Origin of the sequence: Bradyrhizobium sp. 155 (genome assembly GCF_023101105.1) — a bacterium.
In the GTDB taxonomy this organism is placed as follows: domain Bacteria; phylum Pseudomonadota; class Alphaproteobacteria; order Rhizobiales; family Xanthobacteraceae; genus Bradyrhizobium; species Bradyrhizobium canariense_D.
On sequence record NZ_CP064704.1, the window covers coordinates 6,952,001 to 6,974,369 of the forward strand.

General features: G+C 63.9%; 24 protein-coding genes. 17 read left to right on the top strand and 7 right to left on the bottom strand.

All coding sequences use genetic code 11. The features are described 5' to 3' along the window. Nucleotides 1–21: 21 nt before the first annotated feature. Both IVA93_RS33280 and IVA93_RS33285 read left to right on the top strand, forming a co-directional pair. Entirely contained in the window at nucleotides 22–804 is a 783-nt protein-coding gene (locus IVA93_RS33280; protein WP_007605221.1) for an SDR family oxidoreductase, read from the top strand. Beyond that, on the top strand, nucleotides 801–1,790 hold the full coding sequence (locus tag IVA93_RS33285) for an NADPH:quinone reductase (protein WP_018457564.1): 990 nt from the start codon (nucleotides 801–803) through the stop codon (nucleotides 1,788–1,790). Before IVA93_RS33280 ends, IVA93_RS33285 begins: the two co-directional genes overlap by 4 nt. Before the next feature lie 12 nt (nucleotides 1,791–1,802). Here IVA93_RS33285 and IVA93_RS33290 read toward each other — a convergent pair whose 3' ends face one another. Next, nucleotides 1,803–2,279 carry a DUF3775 domain-containing protein gene (locus tag IVA93_RS33290; RefSeq protein WP_018457565.1) on the bottom strand — a complete coding sequence of 159 codons (477 nt, stop codon included), beginning with the start codon at nucleotides 2,277–2,279 and terminating at the stop codon, nucleotides 1,803–1,805. Nucleotides 2,280–2,415: 136 nt separating this feature from the next. Here IVA93_RS33290 and IVA93_RS33295 point away from each other — a divergent pair, with 136 nt between their 5' ends. From IVA93_RS33295 to IVA93_RS33330, 8 genes are all read left to right on the top strand, one after another. After that, nucleotides 2,416–3,264 (top strand): MBL fold metallo-hydrolase, encoded by an 849-nt coding sequence (locus IVA93_RS33295; RefSeq protein WP_247789482.1) that lies wholly within the window; start codon nucleotides 2,416–2,418, stop codon nucleotides 3,262–3,264. A gap of 128 nt (nucleotides 3,265–3,392) precedes the next feature. Further along, entirely contained in the window at nucleotides 3,393–4,235 is an 843-nt protein-coding gene (locus IVA93_RS33300; protein WP_018457567.1) for a fumarylacetoacetate hydrolase family protein, read from the top strand. Nucleotides 4,236–4,391: 156 nt separating this feature from the next. Beyond that, nucleotides 4,392–5,003, top strand: coding sequence for a glutathione S-transferase family protein (locus IVA93_RS33305; protein WP_018457568.1), 612 nt, complete (start codon nucleotides 4,392–4,394; stop codon nucleotides 5,001–5,003). Between the two features lie 15 nt (nucleotides 5,004–5,018). Beyond that, complete coding sequence (locus tag IVA93_RS33310) at nucleotides 5,019–5,888, top strand: MBL fold metallo-hydrolase (RefSeq protein ID WP_018457569.1); 870 nt, start codon at nucleotides 5,019–5,021, stop codon at nucleotides 5,886–5,888. 134 nt (nucleotides 5,889–6,022) lie between these two features. After that, on the top strand, nucleotides 6,023–7,174 hold the full coding sequence (locus IVA93_RS33315; protein ID WP_026233401.1) for an alpha/beta hydrolase: 1,152 nt from the start codon (nucleotides 6,023–6,025) through the stop codon (nucleotides 7,172–7,174). A 62-nt stretch (nucleotides 7,175–7,236) separates the two neighbouring features. Beyond that, on the top strand, nucleotides 7,237–8,208 hold the full coding sequence (gene mbfA / locus IVA93_RS33320) for an iron exporter MbfA (RefSeq protein ID WP_018457571.1): 972 nt from the start codon (nucleotides 7,237–7,239) through the stop codon (nucleotides 8,206–8,208). A gap of 230 nt (nucleotides 8,209–8,438) precedes the next feature. Then, complete coding sequence (locus IVA93_RS33325; protein WP_018457572.1) at nucleotides 8,439–9,911, top strand: amidase; 1,473 nt, start codon at nucleotides 8,439–8,441, stop codon at nucleotides 9,909–9,911. Between the two features lie 10 nt (nucleotides 9,912–9,921). Further along, the gene (locus IVA93_RS33330; RefSeq protein ID WP_018457573.1) at nucleotides 9,922–10,275 is read left to right on the top strand and encodes a nuclear transport factor 2 family protein; all 354 of its coding nucleotides are present in this window, start codon (nucleotides 9,922–9,924) and stop codon (nucleotides 10,273–10,275) included. Nucleotides 10,276–10,332: 57 nt separating this feature from the next. On the opposite strand, the gene IVA93_RS33335 is transcribed toward IVA93_RS33330, so the two are convergent. Beyond that, the gene (locus IVA93_RS33335; protein WP_018457574.1) at nucleotides 10,333–10,815 is read right to left on the bottom strand and encodes a CinA family protein; all 483 of its coding nucleotides are present in this window, start codon (nucleotides 10,813–10,815) and stop codon (nucleotides 10,333–10,335) included. A 169-nt stretch (nucleotides 10,816–10,984) separates the two neighbouring features. Between IVA93_RS33335 and IVA93_RS33340 the strand changes: the two genes are divergently transcribed. From IVA93_RS33340 to IVA93_RS33350, 3 genes are read left to right on the top strand one after another with little or no spacing between them, the layout of a single operon-like run. Continuing rightward, nucleotides 10,985–12,043, top strand: coding sequence for an amidohydrolase family protein (locus IVA93_RS33340; RefSeq protein WP_018457575.1), 1,059 nt, complete (start codon nucleotides 10,985–10,987; stop codon nucleotides 12,041–12,043). A 23-nt stretch (nucleotides 12,044–12,066) separates the two neighbouring features. Then, nucleotides 12,067–13,176 (top strand): amidohydrolase family protein, encoded by a 1,110-nt coding sequence (locus tag IVA93_RS33345; protein WP_018457576.1) that lies wholly within the window; start codon nucleotides 12,067–12,069, stop codon nucleotides 13,174–13,176. Beyond that, entirely contained in the window at nucleotides 13,176–13,589 is a 414-nt protein-coding gene (locus IVA93_RS33350; protein ID WP_018457577.1) for a Rieske (2Fe-2S) protein, read from the top strand. The genes IVA93_RS33345 and IVA93_RS33350 overlap by 1 nt, the downstream gene beginning before the upstream one ends. A 37-nt stretch (nucleotides 13,590–13,626) precedes the next feature. On the opposite strand, the gene gcvA is transcribed toward IVA93_RS33350, so the two are convergent. Then, entirely contained in the window at nucleotides 13,627–14,526 is a 900-nt protein-coding gene (gcvA, locus tag IVA93_RS33355) for a transcriptional regulator GcvA (RefSeq protein ID WP_026233402.1), read from the bottom strand. Nucleotides 14,527–14,636: 110 nt separating this feature from the next. Between gcvA and IVA93_RS33360 the strand changes: the two genes are divergently transcribed. Both IVA93_RS33360 and IVA93_RS33365 read left to right on the top strand, forming a co-directional pair. After that, nucleotides 14,637–14,840 (top strand): DUF1127 domain-containing protein, encoded by a 204-nt coding sequence (locus IVA93_RS33360; RefSeq protein WP_007599575.1) that lies wholly within the window; start codon nucleotides 14,637–14,639, stop codon nucleotides 14,838–14,840. A gap of 80 nt (nucleotides 14,841–14,920) precedes the next feature. Further along, nucleotides 14,921–15,544 (top strand): GNAT family N-acetyltransferase, encoded by a 624-nt coding sequence (locus tag IVA93_RS33365; RefSeq protein WP_018457580.1) that lies wholly within the window; start codon nucleotides 14,921–14,923, stop codon nucleotides 15,542–15,544. Nucleotides 15,545–15,595: 51 nt separating this feature from the next. On the opposite strand, the gene IVA93_RS33370 is transcribed toward IVA93_RS33365, so the two are convergent. Continuing rightward, nucleotides 15,596–16,426 (bottom strand): enoyl-CoA hydratase, encoded by an 831-nt coding sequence (locus IVA93_RS33370; RefSeq protein ID WP_247789484.1) that lies wholly within the window; start codon nucleotides 16,424–16,426, stop codon nucleotides 15,596–15,598. A 111-nt stretch (nucleotides 16,427–16,537) separates the two neighbouring features. After that, nucleotides 16,538–17,239: an SDR family NAD(P)-dependent oxidoreductase gene (locus tag IVA93_RS33375; RefSeq protein WP_018457582.1), complete on the bottom strand. Its 702-nt coding sequence runs from the start codon at nucleotides 17,237–17,239 to the stop codon at nucleotides 16,538–16,540. A 231-nt stretch (nucleotides 17,240–17,470) separates the two neighbouring features. Here IVA93_RS33375 and IVA93_RS33380 point away from each other — a divergent pair, with 231 nt between their 5' ends. Then, nucleotides 17,471–19,255: an acyl-CoA dehydrogenase family protein gene (locus IVA93_RS33380; protein ID WP_026233403.1), complete on the top strand. Its 1,785-nt coding sequence runs from the start codon at nucleotides 17,471–17,473 to the stop codon at nucleotides 19,253–19,255. Between the two features lie 44 nt (nucleotides 19,256–19,299). Further along, nucleotides 19,300–20,388, top strand: coding sequence for a Zn-dependent alcohol dehydrogenase (locus IVA93_RS33385; protein WP_247540647.1), 1,089 nt, complete (start codon nucleotides 19,300–19,302; stop codon nucleotides 20,386–20,388). A 27-nt stretch (nucleotides 20,389–20,415) separates the two neighbouring features. On the opposite strand, the gene IVA93_RS33390 is transcribed toward IVA93_RS33385, so the two are convergent. Both IVA93_RS33390 and IVA93_RS33395 read right to left on the bottom strand, forming a co-directional pair. Then, nucleotides 20,416–21,468, bottom strand: a complete 1,053-nt coding sequence (locus IVA93_RS33390; protein ID WP_247540645.1) for a putative hexosyltransferase — start codon at nucleotides 21,466–21,468, stop codon at nucleotides 20,416–20,418. Nucleotides 21,469–22,026: 558 nt separating this feature from the next. Then, a complete protein-coding gene (locus IVA93_RS33395; protein WP_026233404.1) occupies nucleotides 22,027–22,302 on the bottom strand; it encodes a DUF1488 family protein in 276 nt (91 codons plus the stop codon). Nucleotides 22,303–22,369: the final 67 nt, after the last annotated feature.

Here is a 22,369-nt window from a genome sequence, read left to right on the forward strand (position 1 = left end):
TGACATTACGGGAGTGAAACAGTGGATCTTGGGATCAAAGGCCGCCGCGCCATCGTCTGCGCATCCAGCAAAGGCCTCGGACGCGCCTGCGCCATCTCGCTGGCCGAGGCCGGCGTTCACGTCACGCTGACCGCGCGCGGCGCCGAGGCCCTGAAGAAGACGGCCGACGACATCCGCAAAGCCTATCCTGATGTGACCGTCACCGAGATCGTCGGCGACATCACGACGCCGGCGGGCCGCGAGGCCGTGCTCAAGGCCTGCCCCGAGCCGGACATCCTGATCAACAATGCCGGCGGACCTCCGCCCGGCGATTTCCGCAACTGGACCCGCGACGACTGGATTAAGGCGATCGATGCCAACATGCTGACCCCGATCGAGCTGATCAAGTCGACGGTGGACGGCATGATGGCCCGCAAGTTCGGCCGCATCGTCAACATCACCTCAGCGGCGGTGAAGGCGCCGATCGACATCCTCGGTCTCTCCAACGGCGCGCGCGCCGGCCTCACCGGATTCATTGCCGGCCTGTCGCGCAAGACCGTGATCAACAACGTCACCATCAACGGCCTGCTGCCGGGCCCGTTTGAGACCGATCGCCTGCGCAGCACCGCGAAGGGGGAATCCGAGAAGCGCGGCATCACGCCGGACCAGGTTCTGGCCGAGCGCGCCAAGCTCAATCCCGCGGGCCGCTTCGGCGATCCCGAGGAGTTCGGCTATGCCTGCGCATTCCTGTGCGGCGCCAAGGCCGGCTTCATCACCGGGCAGAACCTTCTGCTCGATGGCGGTGCCTTCCCGGGAACGCTGTGAGGGCGGTCTGGTACGAGGAGACAGGACCGGCGGCGGACGTCCTCACCTATGGTGAGATGGCCACGCCGGTCGCAGGTCCAGGCGAAGTTCGTATTCGCCTGGAAGCCTCCGGCGTCAATCCGGCCGATGTCGGCCGGCGCGGGGGCGGCTATCGCGCCAAGGAATTTTCGCGCGTCATTCCGAACAGCGATGGCGCGGGCTTTATCGACCAGATCGGCGATGGCGCGACGCGGTTCAAGATCGGCGACAGGGTCTGGCTGTTCAACGGCCAGCGTAACGGCCGCGCCTTTGGCACCGCGGCCGAATATATCGCGCTTGCCGAGCATCTGGTGACGCCGTTGCCGGACAATCTCTCTTTTGCGGAAGGCGCGACGCTGGGCATTCCCGCAATGACGGCGTGGTGCTCCCTGTTTGCGGACGGGCCGATCGTCGGCAAGTCGGTGCTGGTCACCGGCGGCGCGGGTGCAGTCGGACATTACGCCGTGCAACTCGCGAAATGGGGCGGCGCGCAGGTGATCGCGACCGTCAGCTCGGCGATAAAAGGCGAGCATGCGCGACAAGCCGGTGCCGATCTCGTGGTCAATTACAGGGACGAAGATGTCGTTGCCAAGGCCATGGCCTTCACCGGCGGACGCGGGGTCGACCAATTGGTCGATGTCGATTTCGGCGGCAACATCGCGACGACCCTGAAGTTGATGGCCATGAATTCGACAATCGCGGTCTACGCCACGAACGGCAACCGCACGCCGACCGTGCCGATGCGCGAGCTGATGGAGAAGTGCATCACGCTCCGCTCGCTCGTCTTGTTCGCGCTGCCGCCGGCGCTGCTTGCGGCGGCGCAGGCCGACATCTCGAAATGGCTGGCAGCGGGGCCGCGAATCCACAATGTCGCGGCGCAGTTTGCGCTGTCGGAGACGGCGCAGGCCCATGTCGCCGTCGAGAAAGGCGACAAGCTCGGCACCGTGGTGGTCGACTGCGCGCGCTGATATCGGCCGGAATCACCGCTGCTTGGTGATCTCGTCTTCGTCCCGCTGGCTTGGAGCGGATGAATCGGCCACCAGGTCTCCGTCGGTCCAGTCGACGCCGAATTCATCGAGCCCGTCGGCGAGCAGATCGCCCAGCATCGGCTCACCGAGCAGATAATGCGCCGTCTCGCGCCGGGGACTGCGATACTCCGCGCGTGCTTCCACGGCGCGTGCGCGCAAATCGTCCCAATCGTCGATCGTGCCGTCGCCGCGGCCGAGCCAGGTCAGCGCGACCAGATCGATCTGCTCGTCCTCGTTCATGGCCACGATGAAACTTCCGAGTTCGTTGACGACCGGATCGGAGCCGTCATCCTCGAGGACGTCGACCGCATCGTCATCAGTCGCATTCGAGCCGGAATCCGGATCGGAATCCGCCTGCTTGACGTCGAATTCACGCGCCTTTTCGATGATGAAGGCGACCTTCTCCGCGGAAATCGCAAGCTCTGGCATGGCTGGCCCTTTGTCTTTCCCTGGGTTCCCGCGATAACGCCGCACGGCGTCAGATGATCCATTGCGCCTGAGGGCGAAACTGCGCATGTTCCCCCGCAAAGCAAGAACATCAAACAAGAACATGGGGATGCGCCGGATGCAGTGGAAAGTCGGCAGGGTCAAGATCACCAAACTCGTCGAGATGGAGACGGTGGGTTCAACCCGCTTCATCCTCCCGGCAGCAACCAACGATGAAATCCGGAAGCTGCCCTGGCTGATCCCGCATTTCGCCACGGAAGAAGGCCGGCTGAAAATGTCGATCCATTCGCTGGTGCTCGAAACTCCTTCGCGCCGCATCGTGGTCGATACCGGACTTGGCAACGACAAGCAGGGCCGCAACGTCCCGACCTGGAACAATCGCACCACACCATTCCTGGAGACGATGATTGCGGCGGGCTTTCCGCCCGACAGCATCGATACCGCGCTGTGCACGCATCTTCATGTCGATCATGTCGGCTGGAACACGAAATGGGTCGACGGCAAATGGGTGCCGAGCTTCCCCAACGCGCGCTACGTCTTCGGCAAGACCGAATACCAGCACTGGCGCGACCACTCCACCGAGCCGGACAAGCAGGCCGTGTTTGTCGATTCCGTGAAGCCGATCGTCGATGCCGGCCGGGCGGAGTTGGTCGCGAGCGACCACCGGCTCAGCGAGGAGATCAGCATGATCCCAACCCCCGGCCACAGCCCCGGGCATATGAGCGTTCTGATCCGGTCGGACGGCGAGCAGGGACTGCTGACGGGCGACGTCGCCCATCATCCCTGCCAGATGGCGCATCTCGGCTGGTCCTCGAACGCGGATTCCGATCAGAGCCAATCTGCCGCGACGCGGCGCGAATTGTTCGGCCGGTTTGCCGACACCCCGACGCTGGTGATCGGCGGGCACTTTTCGGCCGGGCACATCAAGCGGGATGGGGACGCATTCAGGTTCGAGGCGCTGGCCTAGTCTCGTGCCCCGGACGAACCTCCCGAATCGAGAGGGCTGCAATGCGCCCTCTTTGAGCGGTTGAATTTCCCGCCGCCCTGTTCCATGAAGCTGTTTAACCGATCGGTCCATTCCAGGGAGAAACGAGAATGAAGCTTGTTCGTTATGGCGAGAAGGGTGCGGAAAAGCCCGGCCTGATCGACAAATCCGGCCAGTTGCGGGACCTATCGGCGCATGTGAAGGACCTGACCGGCGAGGCCTATTCGCCCGAGAGCCTGAAGAAGCTGGCGGCGCTCGATCCCGCCTCGCTGCCCGCCGTCTCCGGCAAGCCGCGGTTCGGCGCCCCCGTTACCGGCATGTCGAAATTCGTGGCGATCGGCCTCAACTACAGCGACCACGCCAAGGAGACCGGCGCGGAGATCCCGAGCGAGCCGATCATTTTCATGAAGGCCAACACCTCGCTGTCCGGCCCGAACGACGCCATCGAGAAGCCGCGCGGCTCGACCAAGCTCGACTGGGAGGTCGAGATCGCCGCGATCATCGGCACCCGCGCAAAATACGTTTCGGAAGCCGACGCGCTCAACCACGTCGCCGGCTACTGCGTCTGCAACGACGTCTCCGAGCGCGCCTTCCAGATCGAGCGCCTGGGTCAGTGGACCAAGGGCAAGTCGCACGACACGTTCGGCCCGCTCGGCCCCTGGCTCGCCACCAAGGACGAGATCAAGGACGTGCAGAACCTGCCGATGTGGCTCGACGTGAACGGCCAGCGCCGTCAGACCGGCTCGACCAAGACTATGATCTTCTCGATGGCCAAGTGCATCTCCTATGTCTCGCAGTTCATGACGCTGCTGCCGGGCGACATCATCACGACAGGCACCCCGCCCGGCGTCGGCCTCGGCATGAAGCCGCCGACCTTCCTCAATGTCGGCGACGTCATCACGCTCGGCATCGAGGGTCTTGGCGAGCAGCGCCAGGAGATCGTCGCGGCGTAAGCCTCGGCCAGCGCACACTCGTCGTCATGCCCGGGCTTGTCCCGGGCATCCACGTCTCACAGTCTAGCCACGCGGAAGCGCGTGGATGGCCGGGTCAAGCCCGGCCATGACGGACGAGACACCATTTGCTCAAGACCGATCGCAGGGAATTGTCCCATGAAGCTCACCTTCTCCCCCGCCTCGCCCTTTGCCCGCAAGGTGCGCATCGCCGCGATCGAGCTCGGGCTGATCGACAAGATCGAACTCACGCCGGCGAGCGTCGCGCCCGGCACGGCCAACGAGGACTATTCACGCATCACGCCGCTGAAAAAGCTGCCGGTGCTGATCACCAATGACGGCGACGTCATCCTGGACTCGTATGTCATCGTCGAATACCTCAACGAGATGGCCGGCGGCAGCCTGATCCCCGATTACGGTCCGCGGCGCTGGAAGGCCAAGACCAATCATTCCCTGATCAACGGCATGCTCGATTCCATGCTGCTGTGCCGCTACGAGAAGATGGTGCGACCGCAGGGCCTGCAATGGCAGGCGTGGTCGGACGACCATTGGAATCGGGCCTGGACCGGCATGGCGCGCTTCGAGAACATGCCCGATGTCCTCAACGGTCCGTTCGACATCTCGCAGATCGGCCTCGTCTGCGTGCTCGGCTATGCCGACTTCCGCTTCGCCGATTGCGGCTGGCGCAAGGCCTATCCGAAGCTCGATGCCTTCCATCAAAAGATGCTCGAGCGGCCCTCCGTGAAGATCTCGGTGCCGCCGGCGGCGTAAAGCGCGGGAGTTCATATGAGCCTGAAATACGCGGTCGGCGATCTCACCATCCATCGCATCATCGAGCAGGAAACCTCGTTCGTCCCGGCGCTGGAGATGTTGCCGGGGCTGACACCGGAGCTGCTGGCCGAGAACCGCGCGTGGATGAGGGAGGCGAAAGCCTTGGATGACGGCGACACATTGATGCTGTGCTTCCAGTCCTATGTGATCAAGACGCCGCACCACACCATTCTGGTCGACAGCTGCATCGGCAACGACAAGCCGCGGCCGCAGCGCCCGAAATGGAACATGAAGACCGACGACACCTATCTGCGCGGACTCAACGCTGCCGGATTCTCGCCTGACGACATCGACTTCGTGATGTGCACGCATCTGCATGTCGATCACGTCGGCTGGAACACGCGTCTGGAGAACGGCCGCTGGGTGCCGACCTTCCCGAAAGCGCGCTACGTCTTCGCCAAGCAGGAGTTCGATCATTGGACCGAGCAGAACGCGAAGGCGGAGGTGCCGCCCTTCGCCGACAGCGTGCTGCCGGTGGTCGAGGCCAAACGCCACGAGCTTGTCGGCAACGATCACCAGATCGGCGATCACGTCCGCATCCTGCCGACGCCGGGCCACACGCCGGGCCATATCGCCATCACGATGGGCCACGGCAAGGACGACGCCGTGTTCTCCGGCGACCTCATGCACTCACCGATCCAGACGCTCTATCCGGAGCTGTCGGTCAAGTTCGACCTCGATCAAGCCAGGGCGGCAACGACGCGCCGCAGCTTCCTGGAACGCTATTGCGACACCGACACGCTGTGCTGCACCGCGCATTTCCCGTCGCCGTCCGTTGGGAAGATCCGGCGCAAGGGCAGTGGCTTCGTATGCGCGGCGGTGTAGTCGAATGGCGCAATCGTAGGGTGGGCAAAGCGAAGCGTGCCCACCATGCCAAACGCGTTGTAGAATGATGGTGGGCACGGCGCGCGAAGCGCGCCTTTGCCCTCCTTACGATTCCACCCGTGTGGAGAAAGCAAATGACAATGCTCCCCGACATCCCGCTCCCCGCCGGCATCCGCTCACGCTATGTCGACGATATCAACGGCCTGCGCATGCATGTGCTGGAGGCCGGCTTCGAGACCAAGGGGCGGCCCTGCACCCTGCTGCTGCACGGCTTTCCCGAGCTTGCCTTCTCCTGGCGAAAGGTGATGCCGGCGCTGAGCTCGGCTGGCTATCACGTGATCGCGCCGGACCAGCGCGGCTATGGCCGGACGACGGGATGGAGCGCGGAGTATGACGGCGATCTCGCGCCCTTTTCGCTCTTCAACCTGGTGCGGGATGCGCTCGGGCTGGTGTCGGCGTTCGGCTACAGGCAAGTCGACGTGGTCGGACATGATTTCGGCAGCCCAGTCGCGGCCTGGTGCGCGCTGATGCGGCCCGACGTATTTCGTTCGGTGACGATGATGAGCGCGCCATTCGGCGGAGCGCCGCCGCTGCCGTTCAACACGGTCGACACGCCGGTAAAGCCAGCGGCCGAAGACCCCGTGCATCGCGAGCTCGCCGCCTTGCCGCGTCCACGCAAGCATTATCAATGGTACTATGCGACACGCCCGGCCAATGCCGACATGCACCGCGCGCCACAGGGCGTGCATGATTTCCTGCGCGCCTACTATCATCACAAGAGCGCGGACTGGACCGACAACAAGCCATATCCGCTGAAATCCTGGTCGGCGAACGAGCTTGCGAAGCTGCCGACCTATTATGTGATGGACCTGAACGAGACCATGGCCGAGACGGTCGCGAAGGAGATGCCCTCGCAGGCCGCAATCGCCGCCAATCAATGGCTGCCCGACCGCGAGCTCGGCTACTACAGCGCCGAATATGGCCGCACTGGATTCCAGGGCGGCCTGCAATGGTACCGCTGCGGCACATCGGGCGCATTCAACAGCCAGCTCCAATTGCTGGCCGGCCGCAACATCGACATCCCCTCCTGCTTCATCTCGGGCAAGCAGGATTGGGGCACCTATCAGCGTCCCGGCGTATTCGAGGCCATGCAGGCGCGGGCCTGCACGAAGCTGCTGGGCTGCCACCTCGTCGATGGCGCCGGTCACTGGGTGCAGCAGGAGCAGCCGGCCGAGGTGAGCCGCCTGCTGCTCGATTTCCTGGCGAAGAGCCGCGGCGTGGTTTGACCCGGTAACCCAAGCGCCCTATATAGTTTAGAATTATTCTAAACTAATCAGACAGGGCCGCCGTGAAGAATTTTGCCGATCTGACCGAGCGCGAGGTGCTTGCGGTCGCAATCTCCTCCGAGGAGGAGGACAGCCGCATCTACATGAGCTTCGCCGAAGACTTGAAGGAGCGCTATCCGGACTCCGCCAAGATCTTCGAACAGATGGCCGAGGAAGAGCGCGGCCATCGCCACATGCTGCTGGAAATGTACGAGCAGCGCTTCGGTCCGCATTTGCCCCCGATCCGCCGCGAGGACGTCAAAGGCTTCCTGCGCCGCCGTCCGGTCTGGCTCACCAAAAACCTGTCGCTCGACACCATCCGCAAGGAGGTCGAGACAATGGAATTGCAGGCCGAGCGCTTTTACGTGAAGGCCGCTGAACAGGCGCAGGATGTCGGCGTGCGCCGCCTGCTCGGCGATCTGGCCGAGGCCGAGAAGGGCCACGAAGAGGTGGCGGCGAAGCTGACGGATCGGATCCTGAGTTCAGACGTGCGCGCCGAGGAAGACCGCACCAACCGGCGCATGTTCGTGCTGCAATATGTGCAGCCAGGTCTCGCCGGCCTGATGGACGGCTCCGTCTCGACGCTGGCGCCGCTGTTTGCGGCTGCCTTCGCCACGCATCAGAATTGGCAAACATTTCTGGTCGGCCTCGCCGCCTCGATCGGTGCCGGCATCAGCATGGGCTTTGCGGAAGCGCTGTCCGATGACGGCTCGCTGACCGGGCGTGGTTCGCCCTGGCTGCGCGGTCTCACCTGCGGCTTGATGACGACGCTAGGCGGGCTTGGGCACACCCTGCCCTATCTCGTGCCCGATAGCTGGGCCAACGCATTCTGGATCGCGACGGGAATCGCCGGAATTGTCGTGTTCTTCGAATTGTGGGCGATCGCCTTCATCCGCGCGCGCTACATGGACACGCCGTTCCTCCAGGCCGTGTTCCAGATCGTGCTCGGCGGCGCGATCGTGCTGGCGGTGGGGATATTGATCGGAGCGGCGTAGGACGCCTTCATGCCCCGGCTTGACCGGGCATCCAGCACGCCGCGACCTGTCCGTGTCCAATCGGCGCCGGTGGAATACTGGATCGCCCGGTCAAGCCGGGCGATGACTGCGAGTGGTTGCTTGGCTCACCGCGTTCCGTCTTGCTCAGATGTCAATCGCGATCAAACGGCGGTTGCGGTGCTGGGCCAAACTGCGCATCATTGTTCCACGCTAAGAACAGGAGATGCGGGATGGCCAAATCCGAATGGAGCTTCAAGAGCGCGGTCGAGCTGTCGGCGGCACTGACGGCCAAGAAGGTTTCCGCGGTCGAGCTCACGCAGGATGCGATCGACCGCATCGAACGGCACGACAGCAAGGTCAACGCGATCTGCGTCCGGGATTTCGACCGTGCGCTGGACGCCGCACGCGAGGCAGACGCCGCATTGGCGCGCGGCGAGCGAAAGCCGCTGCTCGGTCTCCCCATCACTGTGAAAGAATCCTACAACATCGCCGGCCTGCCCACGACCTGGGGCTGGACGCCGCAGAAAGATTTCAAGCCGGCGGAGGACGCGCTGTCGATCGCCCGGGTCAAGGAGGCCGGTGGCGTCATCCTCGGCAAGACCAACGTCCCCGTGGGCTTGGCGGATTGGCAGAGCTACAACGAGATCTACGGCACGACGAACAATCCGTTCGATCTCGGCCGCACGCCGGGTGGCTCGTCGGGCGGCTCGTCTGCGGCGCTCGCGGCAGGCTACGGACCACTCTCGCTTGGGTCCGACATCGGCGGCTCGTTGCGCGTGCCCGCCTTCCATTGCGGGGTCTATGCGCATAAGCCGACCTACAATCTCTGTCCAACGCGTGGCCACACGCCGCCGCCCTTTCCAGCCATCCCGATGGAGCGCGATATGGCGGTGATCGGTCCGATGGCGCGGAGCGCAGTCGACCTGCCCCTGCTCCTGGACGTGATGGCAGGCCCCGATCCGTTGGACCTGGGCATCGGATACAAGCTCGCGCTGCCGGAGGCGCGACACCGCGCGCTGAAGGATTTCCGGGTGCTGGTGATCGACAGCCATCCGCTGCTGCCTGCGAATGCAGATATTCGCGGCGCGATCGAAAAACTGGCGGGGCAATTGACGGGCACGGGCGCGCGCGTCGCGCGCGAAAGTCCGCTGTTTCCGGACTTCACGGAGGCTTCTCGCCTCTACATGCGCATGCTGATGAGCTTCCTCGGCGCCTTCCTTCCGCCGGACAATCTCGCGCGCGCGCGTGCCGGTGCAGCGCAGCTCTCACCCGACGACAAGAGTCTCGCTGCCGAACGGCTGCGTGGTATCACCAGCACGCATCAGGCCTGGGTATTCGACGAGGGCGCCCGCGCCGGCCTGCGCGCGCAATGGCGGCAATTGTTCAAGACATTCGATGCGGTGATCTGTCCGATCATGCCCACGCCGGCCTATCCGCATGATCATTCGCCGGAGCAGGAAAAGCGCCGAATCAACATCGATGGCAAGGACCACGCCTATCCGGACCAGCTTGCGTGGCCCGGCATCGCCACGCTGACGGGCCTGCCGGCAACGGCTGTTCCACTCGGCCTATCGAAGGACGGCCTGCCGGTCGGCGTGCAAATCATCGGGCCCTTCCTCGAGGACCACACGCCGTTGAAGCTCGCCGAGCTGATCGAACGCGAGTTCGGCGGGTTCGTGCCGCCGCCCTTGTTCAATGACTGAGAGAAACCCCATGAGCAACGACCTCGAACAGCTCACCGCGCTCAACCGCGACTATGTGGCCTCGGTGCAGAATTGCGACGTCAAGCGCTTCGACGAGATTTTGGCGCCGGAGTTCTACTGCTCCAATCCCGACAAGACGCTGGTCGATCGCGAGGCCTTCCTGAAGCAGACGGCGCGGCCGATTGCGATCCGAAACCTCAGAGAGCACGACGTCATCATCCGTATCATGGGTGATTTCGCCATCATCCACGCGGCAACGAGCTACACCAATGCGGACGGCCAGCAGGCCACCGGGCGCTATACCGATTGCTGGGCGAAGACGAACGGGACGTGGCTGGCGGTGTCGGCGCACGTGTCGCGGTAAAGAGCGCGTCACACCACACATTCTCCGGCACAGCCAGATATTCGGGAGGCCGCGAGCTCACCGCTCCAGATTCTTCAGCAGCAATTTCAGCGCTGTCGCTGCAAAGGTCTGCATATTGGCCAAGCGGTCGTTGCTGCCCGTCTCAAGCGTCATCACCTCGACTGCGGGCCCGGCGACCGCCATGCAGCTGTGGCCCGCCGCATCGCCGTAGCGATTGCCGGTGGGACCGGACGCCCCGGTCTCCGACAGGCCCCAATCGCAGTTGAAACGGCTGCGCATCTGCCCGGCCAGCAATTGCGCGTAGGGCTCCGAGGAGGAACGAAAGCCCTTCATTCCTTCGTCCGAAATATCCATCAGCACGCGCCTGGCATCGCGAGTGTAGACCACGGCCCCGCCGAGGAAATAAGCGGACGCGCCGGGCACCGCGAGAAGGCTGGCCGAGATCAGGCCGCCGGTCGAGGATTCCGCAACAGCAATGGTCTGTTTGCGCGCGATCAGCTTCGCTGCGACCTGTTCCGCAATGCCGACGAGCTCTTTCATTCCTTGACCCCTTATTGCTTCGCAACCGAGCTCGGCCTTTCTAGCATATGACAGCGCCGTTGGCCGAGTTGCAGCCAACGGGCAGGCCTGCTTGAATGGCGGCCAAAGGGCGGAGCGGCCAAGCTCTGCCCGCGGGAAAGACGCGACGAGGAAACGTGAAGGACACGTCATGGCGTCCCTGATCGCCGGCGGAGTGGATTGCGATGTGCATCCGGCCGTGCCGCATCTGACCAGCCTGCTGCCGTACCTGAACGAGTATTGGCGCGATCAGGTGACGACGCGCGGCATGGTCGATCTCATCTCGCAATCCTACCCGCAGAACTCGCCGATCACGGCGCGGCCCGACTGGCGCCCCGAAAGCGGCAAGCCGGGTGAAAGCCTGGCGGACATGCAGCGCCATGTGCTCGATCCCTTCCAGCTCTCGCACGCCATCTGCAATCCGCTCTACGGCGTGCAGATGGTGTTTTCAGAGGATCTGCAGGCCGCCTTCTGCCGCGCGCTGAACGACTGGCTCGTGAAGGAATGGCTCGATCGCGATCCGCGGCTGCGCGGCTCGATCGTGATCCCCACCCAAAGCGTCGAGAAGGCCGTCGCCGAGATCGAGCGCTGTGCGACGGACCGCCGCTTCGTGCAGGTGCTGATGCTCGTGATGGGCGATACGCCGCTCGGCAAGCGCGCGCTCTGGCCGATCTACGAGGCGGCGGAACGGCTGGAATTACCGATCGGCATTCATGCCGGTTCCGCCTATCACAATCCGCCGACCGCCGTGGGCTGGGGTTCCTACCACATCGAGGATTATGCCGGTCAGGCCCAGGCGTTCCAGACCCAGCTCACCAGCCTGATCGTCGAGGGCGTGTTCGTCAAATATCCGCGGCTGAAGATGGTGATGCTTGAATCCGGGGTGTCCTGGATCTCCCCATTTCTATGGCGCCTGCACAAGTTCTGGCGTGGGGTGCGGATGGAGACGCCGTGGGTTGATCGCGCGCCGCTGGACATTGTGCGCAGCAACATCCGCTTCTCGTTGCAGCCATTCGATGCACCGCCGGATGAGGCGACATTAATTCGCCTGTTTGATCATATGCAGTCCGACGAATTGGTCGTATTCTCCACCGACTATCCGCACTGGCAGTTCGACGGCCAGGAGGCGCTGCCCGCAGGTCTCACCCCCGATCTCGTGCGCAAGATCATGATCGATAATCCGCATGCGACCTATCCCCGCCTGACTTAGCCGCTGCCAAAGGAGGCAAGGCGATGAATATTCAGTTCCGCGAAAGCTCCGAAGCCGCTTCCCCACTGGCCGTCAAAACCGCGATCGCGGACTGCGACATCCATCCGGCACGCGCGACCCGCGCCGAGCTCTATCCCTACCTGGCCAAACGCTGGCAGCATCATCTCGAAGTGTACGGCGTCCATGCCTATCAGGGCATGATGGAAGGCCCGCCCTATCCGAAGGCCCAGCCCAACGCCTCGCGCCGCGACGCCTATCCGCCGGAAGGCGGGCCGCAGGGCTCCTCGCTGTCCTTCATGCAGAAGCAGCTGCTCGATCCCAACAACGTGCAGCTCGGCGTGCTCAATCCGCTCAACACCGGGCAAGGCATCCGCAATCACGAGCTTTCGGCGGCCTTGTGCTCGGCGATCAACGACTGGCAGATCGACAAATGGACCAGCAAGGACAAGCGGCTGAAGGCGTCCATCGTCGTCGGCAATGAGGACGGGCTGTCAGCCGCCGCGGAAATCCGCGAGCGTGCCGGCGACAAGAATTTCGTGCAGGTGCTGCTGCTCAGCCGCAATGTCGAGCCGCTCGGCCAGCGTCGCTACTGGCCTATCTATCAGGCTGCGGAAGAGGCCGGCCTTCCCGTCGGCGTCCACGCCTTCGGCTTCGGCGGCAACCCCATCACGCCGTCGGGCTGGCCCTCCTATTACATCGAGGAGATGGTCGGCCACTCGCAGTGCCAGCAATCGGCGCTCGCAAGCCTCGTGCTGGAGGGCGTGTTCGAGCGCTTCCCGAAGTTGAAGATGGTGATGATCGAGGCCGGCTTCGGCTGGGCGCCGTCGCTAGCATGGCGGCTCGACAAAGTCTGGCAGCGCCTGCGCAGCGAGGTGCCGCATGTCAAGCGGCCGCCGTCCGAATATATCCGCGAGCAGGTGTGGTGGACGACGCAGCCGATGGAGGATCCGGAGCGGCGCGAGGATCTGTTCGATGTCATCAAGTGGATCGGCTGGGACCGGCTACTGTTCGCGACCGACTATCCGCACTGGGATTACGACGAGCCGTCGCGCGTGCTGCCCGCGGGCGTCAGCGACGACGACCGCGAGGCCTTCTATCTCGGCAATGCGAAGAAGCTGTACGGGATCAGTTGATGGCGCGGCATGTGATTGCCGCGGTCGACGAGCTTCCGCCCGGCACGCGAAAATTTCTGGAGATCGACGGACGGCCGATCGCAATCTTCAACATCAAGGGTGAATATTTCGGCCTGATGAACCGCTGCCCGCATCAGGGCGCTGCGCTGTGCGAGGGACCCTTGATCGGGCTCGCGCAATCGAAGGATCCGGGCGAGATCGAATATACCAAGCTCGGCGAGATCATTCGCTGCCCCTGGCATGGCTGGGAGTTCGACATCCGCACCGGCCAGTCCTACTGCGACCCTCGCCGCTTCCGCGTGAAGGCCTACCCGGCCCATGTCGAGCCGGGTGCAAGCGTGGTGAAGGGGCCGTATGTCGCCGAGACGATACCCGTGAAGATCGAGAGCGACTACGTCGTGGTGGAGCTGTAGCGAGAAGCAGGTTGCGCGGACATGCGCCGGCACGATTTCAGGCCTTATTCCGCGTTGCCGCGATCATCCACTCACGGAATGCGGCGAGCTTCGGCGCTTCGCGGCGCCCCTCCGGCGCGACCAGGTAGAAGCCCGCATCGGCCGGCAGCGCGATCTTGAAGGGGACCACTAGTCGCCCCTTGGCGATGTCGTCCTGGACATAGGAGGTCCGCCCCATCGCCACGCCGATGCCGTCGATCGCGGCCTGGATGGTCATGAAGATCATGTCGAAGGTGATGCCGGGCTGCCTGGCGATGTCGGCCGGCAGACCCGCCGCCGTCAACCACAGCCGCCAGTCGTCGCTGTTGGCGTTGGAGGTGTGCAGCAGCATGTGGCTCTTGAGGTCCTCGGGACAGCGCAACGGCTTGTCGCCACGCAGCAGAGACGGGCTGCAGACCGGAAACAGCTCGTCCGCCATCAGCCAGTCGGCGCGCAAGCCCGGCCACTGGCCGCGCCCGTAGCGGATCGCGGCATCGACATTGTCGCGCTGGAAGTCGACGAGGCTGGTGGAGGTCGTGATACGGACGTCGATGCCGGGATGGTGCTCCTGGAAATCGGTCAGCCGCGGCAGCAGCCATTTTGCGGCGAGCGAAGCCAGCGTCGAGACCGTCAGCACCTTGTCATCGTCCTTGCGCAGCAGCCGATCGGTGGCAAGCCGGAGGTCGTTGAAGGCGGCGCGGACGCCCGGCAGATAGTCGCGCGCCTCGGCCGTCAGCGCCAGCGCGCGGTTCTGCCGGACGAACAGGCGGATGCCGAGCTCCTCCTCGAGCCTGCGGATCTGGTGGCTGATCGCGGTCTGGGTCACGTTCAGCTCGGACGCCGCCAGCGTGAAGCTGAGATGGCGCGCGGCGGCCTCAAAGGCCCGCAATCCATTCAGGGAGGGCAATCTGGCAGTCATCTGGCAGCAGGATACATGACGTTATTTCATGCGAAAGAGTACAAATTGTCGTTTGTCGCAGTGCACCCGGAAGCAGATATTAGCGGTCAACTTAGCTCCAGGAGCTGGCAATGTCTACTTTGACCCAGAATTCGATGACAAATCATCATGCGCCAGGGCTGATCCACCAGATCGGCGAGACGCTTCACGTTTGGCACGAGCGTTACCGGACCCGGCGTGAGCTCACCAACTGGTCCGCGCGCGACCTTCAGGACGTCGGACTGTCCTGGAGCGATGTCGCCTACGAGGCCGACAAACCCTTCTGGCGGGCCTGATTGGCCGCCAGGCCGGCGCCGCCTGACTGTGGGGGCGCCGGCGGTCCCTTTCCCCTTTGGTCCCCTTGGGGGCGCGTGTCATGAGCACCCTTCGCCTGGAAGATCTGAAGCAATATTCGGACACGCTGCGCACGCGACACGGCGAGGCGCTGCGCGTTCGTTTCGTCGAGCCGCGCGACACCGAGGAGCTCCAGCACTATTTTCGCTCGCTCTCGACGCGGTCCCGATACAACCGCTTCTTCGGCGCGATCAGCGAACTGCCGCAGGGCCTGCTGCACGAATTCCTTCAAATCGGCGAGCGCGAACGTTTTACCGTGGTGGCGACCATGATGGTCGACGGCTTCGAGACCATCGTCGCCGAAGCGCGCTATGCGCTGCATGCCGAAACCGCGACGCTTGAATTCGGTCTGTCGGTTGCCGACCGCTGGCAGGGCCACGGCATCGCCACCGTGCTGATGAAGAATCTTGAATGCCGCGCGGCCGCGCTCGGCGCCGACCACATGTTCGGCGACACGCTGCGCTCCAACGCCGCCATGATCTCGGTCGCGCGTAAATCGGACTTCGCCTTCGTCAACCATCCGGACGACTGGAAGCTAGTGCGCTTCGACAAGGAGATCTCCGTCGCACCGAAAGACATTCCCTGCGCGAGCTGGCGCCTCGTCGCTCTTTCCCGTCAGGCCGATAGCCCCTCAGCCTCGGCCTGACACCACTCGAGCCCGGCCTGGCGAAAACCAGAGCCGGGCATTTTTGCGCCGCTACTTCCCCGTGAACACCGCCTTGCGTTTCTCGATGAAGGCCTGCACCGCTTCCTTGTGATCGGCGGTCGTGGTCAGGCGAACCAGACGTTCGGCCTCGTGGTCGCGCGCGGTCTCGAAGTCGAACAGCAGGGCCTCGTCGAGATTGTCCTTCATGTAGCGCAACGCGAGGCGCGGACCTTCAGCGAGGGATTTTGCCAGTGCAAAGGCCTCCGCCTGCAATTTGTCATCGGGCACCACGCGGTTGACGAGGCCGATGGCCTCGCACCTGACAGCATCGACCCGATCGCCGGTGAACAGCAGCTCGCGCGCCCGCGCGGTGCCGACGAGGCGCGTCAACAGCCACGCGATGCCATAGTCGCCGGACAGCGCGATGCGCGCATAGCCGGTGGCCACGAAGGCCGATTGCGCGGCAATGCGGATATCGCAGGCCATGGCGATGGCGAGCCCCGCGCCGACCGCCGGCCCCGGCAGCGCCGCGATGGTCGGCTTGCGCACCGACACCAGCGCGCCGGTGAGCAGGCGCTGCCGCTCCTGGAGATCGGCGACCTTGTCGTCAAAGGACATCTCCAGCTTCTTCGGGTCGCGATGCGCGCCCATGCCCTTGACGTTGCCGCCGGCGCAGAACGCTTCGCCGGCGCCGGTGATCAGCAGCGCGCCGACATCGGGGTTCTCGCCGCAGGAGCGGATCATCGTACGCAGCGCCGGGGTCAGCGCGTCCGACAGCGAGTTGCGCGCCTCGGGCCGGTTCAGCGTGATCAATGCGACGCGATCGCGGATCACGCAGAGGAGTTCACTGGTGCCGGTATCGACGGTGGTTTCCGTGGACATGATTCCCGCCCTTGTAGGATGGGCAAAGCGAAGCGTGCCCACCAATTGCTGTTTCGTCGTTGATAGTGGGCACGGCGCTATGCGCCTTTGCCCACCCTACGGCAGCTTGCCTCAAAACTTCTCCACCCAGGGCCGCAGCTCCAGCTCCCAGCTCCAGGCGCTGCGCGGCTGCTGCAACACGTTCCAGTAGCTCTCCGCGATGGCATCGGGATCGAGCATTGAATCCGGCTTCTCCGGCGCTTCCGTGCGCGCTGCGCTCCTGATGCCGCCATCGATCACGAAATGGGCGACATGGATGCCTTGCGGCGACAATTCGCGCGCCATGCTCTGCGCGAGCCCGCGCAGTGCGAACTTGCCCATCGCGAACGGCGCGGACTGCGCATAGCCCTTGACGCTTGCCGAAGCGCCGGTGAACAGGATCGCGCCGTGCTGGTTCGGCAGCATGCGCCTGGCCGCTTGCTGCGCCACCAGGAAGCCGCCATAGGCACTGACCGCAATGGCGTTCGCCACGTCGGCCGGAACGAGATCGACGAACGGCCCGCGCGCGCGGCCGCTGGCGTTGTAGACGACCACGTCGGGCATGCCGATCTCGCGTTCGACCAGGCCAAACAGGCGTTCGACCGCATCAGGCTCGGTGGCGTTGCAGGCATAGGCCTTGGCGCCGGTCTCGCTGCAGAGCGCGCCGAGCTTCTCGATTTTTCGCGCGGCCAGCGCGACGCGGATGCCCTGGGCGGACAACAACCGCGCCAGCGAGGCGCTCAGGCCTTCGCCGGCGCCGACGATGAGGGCGATCTTGTATTTCGGGTGTTCCATGGCGTGATCTCTCGAAGACGGGAAGCCGCTGATCTATGCACGGTCCGCGCGGACAACCAGCCGGGACGATCATAATTCCGCAGAGCGAATTGCGCCCTCACGGCGATCATGCCTCCCTGACAATTTGCGGCTTTATCCGCTTTCGCGACTGGAGCATGATCGACATCATCACAAGCGGCAAGCGCCAAATCAGCGCAAAATGACCGCAAGGCGGAAACGAAGAGGATGATCATGCGACAGCCGGCCCCCGCGCAGCCAAAACAGGTCGCGGCCGCACCATCCGGACTGCTGGCTCCCGATACCACCGGCATGAATTTCTACCGCGCCGATCAGGCACTCACCGATCTCCTCCGCATTCATCTACCGGAGACGCTATTCCGCCACATCGAGCCGCATCTCGATCGGCTGGGCGAACTCGCCGGCGGCGTGCTCGATGAATGCGCGCGGCTCGCCGACCGGCACACACCGGTGCTGCACCAGCGCGACAAGTTCGGTCGCGACGTGCAGTGGATCGAATACCACCCGGCCTATCGCGAGCTGGAGAAGGCCGCCTTCGGCGAGTTCGGCATCCACGCGCTCTCGATCCGCAAGGGCATCATGGGCTGGCCGGACAAATATCCTGTCGTCGCCAAGCACGCCTTCACCTTCCTGTTCAACCAGACCGAATTCGGCATGGGTTGCCCGATCAACGTAACCGACGGCTGCGCCAAGCTGCTCGCGAATTTCGGCAGCGAGGCGCTGAAGGCGAAATATCTCGACGGACTAACCCAGACCGACATGAGCAAGCTGACCCAGGGCGGCCAGTTCATGACCGAGAAGGAAGGCGGCTCCGATGTCGGCACGCTGACCACGACGGCCGTGCAGGAAGGCGACCATTGGCGCCTCACCGGCGAAAAATGGTTCTGCTCGAACGCCGACGCAAAGATCGTGATGCTGCTGGCGCGCCCCGAAGGTGCCGGCCCCGGCACGCGCGGAGTCGGCCTGTTTCTGATGCCGCGCTTCCTCGACGACGGCTCGCAGAACCACTACCGGATCGTGCGTCTGAAGGACAAGCTCGGCACGCGCTCGATGGCCTCGGGTGAAATCAAGCTCGAAGGCGCGATCGCCTACGCGGTCGGCAAGCTCGACCGCGGCTTCGTGCAGATGGCCGAGATGGTGAACTCGTCGCGGCTCTCAAATGGCGTCAAATCCACCGCGCTGATGCGGCGGGCCTACCATGACGCGATGACGGTGGCGAAAAACCGCGTGGTGTTCGGCAACCGCATCATCGACCTGCCGCTAGGTCGGCGCCAGATGCTGAAGATCATGCTGCCGGTCGAGCAGGCGTTGTCGATGAGCTTTCTCACTGCGGACGCGCTCGACCGCGCCGAGGCCGGCAGCCAGGATGCGGCCGCACTGCTGCGCATCCTGACGCCGACCTTGAAATTCCGCGCCACCCGCGATGCGCGAAAGGTCTGTGGCGATGCGCTCGAGATGCGCGGCGGCATCGGCTATATCGAGGAATTCGCGACCGCCCGCCTGCTCCGCGACGCGCATCTCGGTTCGGTCTGGGAAGGCACCGGCAACATCGTCGCGATCGATGCGCTGAGGCGTGCGGTCGGCCGCCACGGCGCCGAATCCGCGCTGGCCGCCGATCTGCATGCTCGCCTCGATGACAGCCCCTCGGTGCCGCAGGCCTGGCGCGACCGGCTGCACACGCTCACCGATCGTGCGGTGGGCTTCGCACGCGAGGTCGCGGGAAAGGCCGACAATGAGGCCGATGCGCGCCGCGCCACCAGCCTGCTCTATCATGTCGCCGGTGCCGTCGCGCTCGCCTGGGAGGCGCATCGTATTCACGACATGCGGGGCGATGCGCGCAGGCTGTTGTTGTCGCGGCTGGTGATCGATCACCGGGTGTCGCCGAGCGATCCGTTCCGGCTGACGGAAAATGCCGTGCAGCAGAAGATCGCGGCGCTGCTGCTCGGCGATCGTGCAGGCAGCATGAGCGAGGTTGGCGAACTGGTCCTGGCAGCGTAGGCTGCACCCACGTTCGAAGCAAAAAAAGCGATAGGGAGTGCTCGATGAAGGCGGCCGTCCTCCATGAAGTCAACAAGCCCCTAGTCATCGAGGATGTCAGCCTGCCGAAGCCCGGCCCGCGCGAGGTCCTGATCCGGACCTCGGCCGCAGGTCTCTGCCACTCCGATCTGCACTTCATGGAAGGCCTTTATCCGCATCCGCTGCCCGCGGTGCTCGGGCACGAGTCGGCCGGTGTCGTCGAGCAGGTCGGCTCCGACGTCACCTATGTGAAGCCCGGTGATCATGTCGTCACCTGTCTTTCGGTATTCTGCGGCACCTGCGACAACTGCACCACGGGCCGCACGGTGCTCTGCACCGACACCACGGTGAAATTGCTGCCGGGGGTGTCCAATCGGATGCAATGGGCTCGCTCCGAGAAGCTGCATCAGTTCCTCAACCTCTCGTCCTTCGCCGAGCAGATGCTGGTGCACGAGAACGCGATCGTCAAAATCCGCAAGGAGATGCCGCTCGATCTGGCCGCGCTGATCGGCTGCGGCGTCATCACCGGCTACGGCGCGGTCGTGAACACGGCGAAGGTGACGGCCGGCGAGACCGTGGCCGTGATCGGCTGCGGCGGTGTCGGCATGGCCGCGATCAACGGCGCGCAGATCGCGGGCGCCGGCCGCATCATTGCCATCGACACCAACCCGGCCAAGCTCCAGCTCGCGACCAAGCTGGGCGCCACCGACATCATTAATCCGGCAGACGGCGACGTCGTGAAGCAGGTGCGCGATCTCACCAATGGCGGCGTGCATCATTCCTTCGAGGTGCTCGGCCGCAAGGAGACCGCGGAGCAGGCCTTCGGCATGCTCGCCTCGGGCGGCACGGCCACCATCGTCGGCATGATTCCGTTCGGCCAGAAGATCGAGGTGCACGGCTTCGACTTCCTGCGCGAGCGCAGGATCCAGGGCTCATCGATGGGCTCGAACCATTTTCGCGTCGACATGCCGCGGCTGGTGGATTTCTACCTGCGCGGCCGGCTGCATCTGGAAGACTGGATCTCGGCCAAGCTGAAGCTCTCCGAGATCAACGAAGGGTTTGCCAACATGAAGGCCGGCAAGACGCTGCGCAGCGTGATCATGTTTGACAGCTGATGGCTCGATGACGCGGGTCGCCCAGGATTAAGGCAACTGGTCCGGGCCGGCCAAGTCGCCACGCGACTCTTTCAGGAGCAGCAGCGCCGCAGCTGTCACGAGACCCGTGGCGAGCAGGTACAGGGGCGATATGTTCAAACCGGGCCCTTCGATGACCAGATAGGAGAACAATCCCGCGGTCGACGCGATGAAGCCGAGCCAAGCAAGCTTCGGAAAGCGAAATCCACGTTCGCCGCGCCAAAGATCATGCACGAGGTAGTACACGAGAAGGCTGTTGCAGAGTGCCGCCGGCAGCACGCCCAGGACGATTCCGTTTTCGAACGCGAGATAGGATAACACGCCGTCGACCTGAGCAATCACCGCGAAGGGCACATAGCGCGGATTGAGGCAGGCCAGCGCGATCGACGCAAGCTCGAACGCGTAGAAGTACCGCTCGTGCATCTTCGGGAGCAGATACGGCATGAGCATGAGCGATACACAGGCGACGAGCAGAATAAACTCCGGCCCCGCCCGTCGAGAGCGCGCGATGAAGATCGACAAGGCGAGCCCGCTCGCGGCCGCGAGCACCATGCCGACGGCGACTCCGATCGCGTACGGCAGTCCGCCAGCCAGCACCCAGATGTTCGCTGCGTTCATGGTGAGGCGATTGAAGGTGTGAGCTTGGTCCAGATAGACCGCGAACACGGAGGCCAAAGATCTACCGGCGACCAGAACCGGAATGGCGAGAACCACATAGATCCCGGGAACGGTGGCGAGCCATGCCGGGTGGATCCTGCGGCGCAGAATCATGCCGAGCACGAAGGGTCCCAGGAACACGCCCTGAGCCTTCACCGAAAATGCCATCGCAAATGACGCAACGCCATTTCGGTCCCGCATGAACAGCGCGATGGAAACCAGCGTGAAGTACGTCCAGATCGAATCACTCTCCGCCCACACCGCGCCGTTGAAGATCACCGTCGGTGCAAGCCAGACAGCGCAGAAGGCCAGGGAAGCTCGCAACGGCAGCTTTGTCGCTCGCCAGACGATCTGGGCCACAGTGATCGCGCAGCCCAACTCGAATACTGCCGAGATCGCTTTCACGAGGGAAAGTGGCTCGCCTAGCCAATCAAATCGGGCGGCAATCAGCAGGAGGTAGCTGTAGAACGGCGTGTAGTTGGTAAAGGCTTCGGCCAGCCCGGCGACTCCGTGATCGCGAGCAAAGACATACCAGGGGATCAGATGCTGAATGGCGTCATCGGTCGCGTGTTCCCGGGCAACGTAGCGGAGCGCAAGGCCGACAAGTCCACATCCGATCGCGACGGCGATTGCAAGCCGCCAACTCTCTGGCTGCGTCTTGTTCGGATTGACGTCATGACCGGGCCCGCGGATCGCGTCGATTCCAACAATGTCTTTTGTCACGCGATCACTCGTGAGGCTCCATTTCGTGACCCAACCTCTACGGGCCATCAATTCATAGCTGGATAACGTCTGGTTTCGCAGGTCTTAAGATTGCCGCGAAACGGTTGCTTGGTTAGCGAATGCTTTAGAGGAATTGACGCTCGTCGAAATGGCTGCCGGCGGGAAGGTAAGCCCGGCAAGACCAAATCTTGACCAACTGATGAACTGTCCTGGAGCATGACGGCGGAGGCTGGAGCGGCACTATCGCTGCAAATGTCGCGTGAAGATCCGCACCACATGGCCCCTGACCCGCGGCGCCTCGTCGTAGAGGTCTGAGGCGAGCCGCTCGATGGTCTCGCGCAGCGACAGGAACTGGGCCTGCCGCGCGCTGCTTTCGGTGCCTTGCATGCCCGCAAGCTCGTCCATGGCGGCGTCGCTGATCTGGCACTGCACGACCTCGCCGTCGTTCAGCATGGTGAAGCGAAAGGCGAGCCGTTCGAGATCATGGCCAATGATCCTGTCGCGCATGAGTGGCATCAATTCGTCCCGGTCGACCCCCGCGCCGAAAATGCCGAAAATCCCGCTGCTTGTCAGCAGCAAAGGC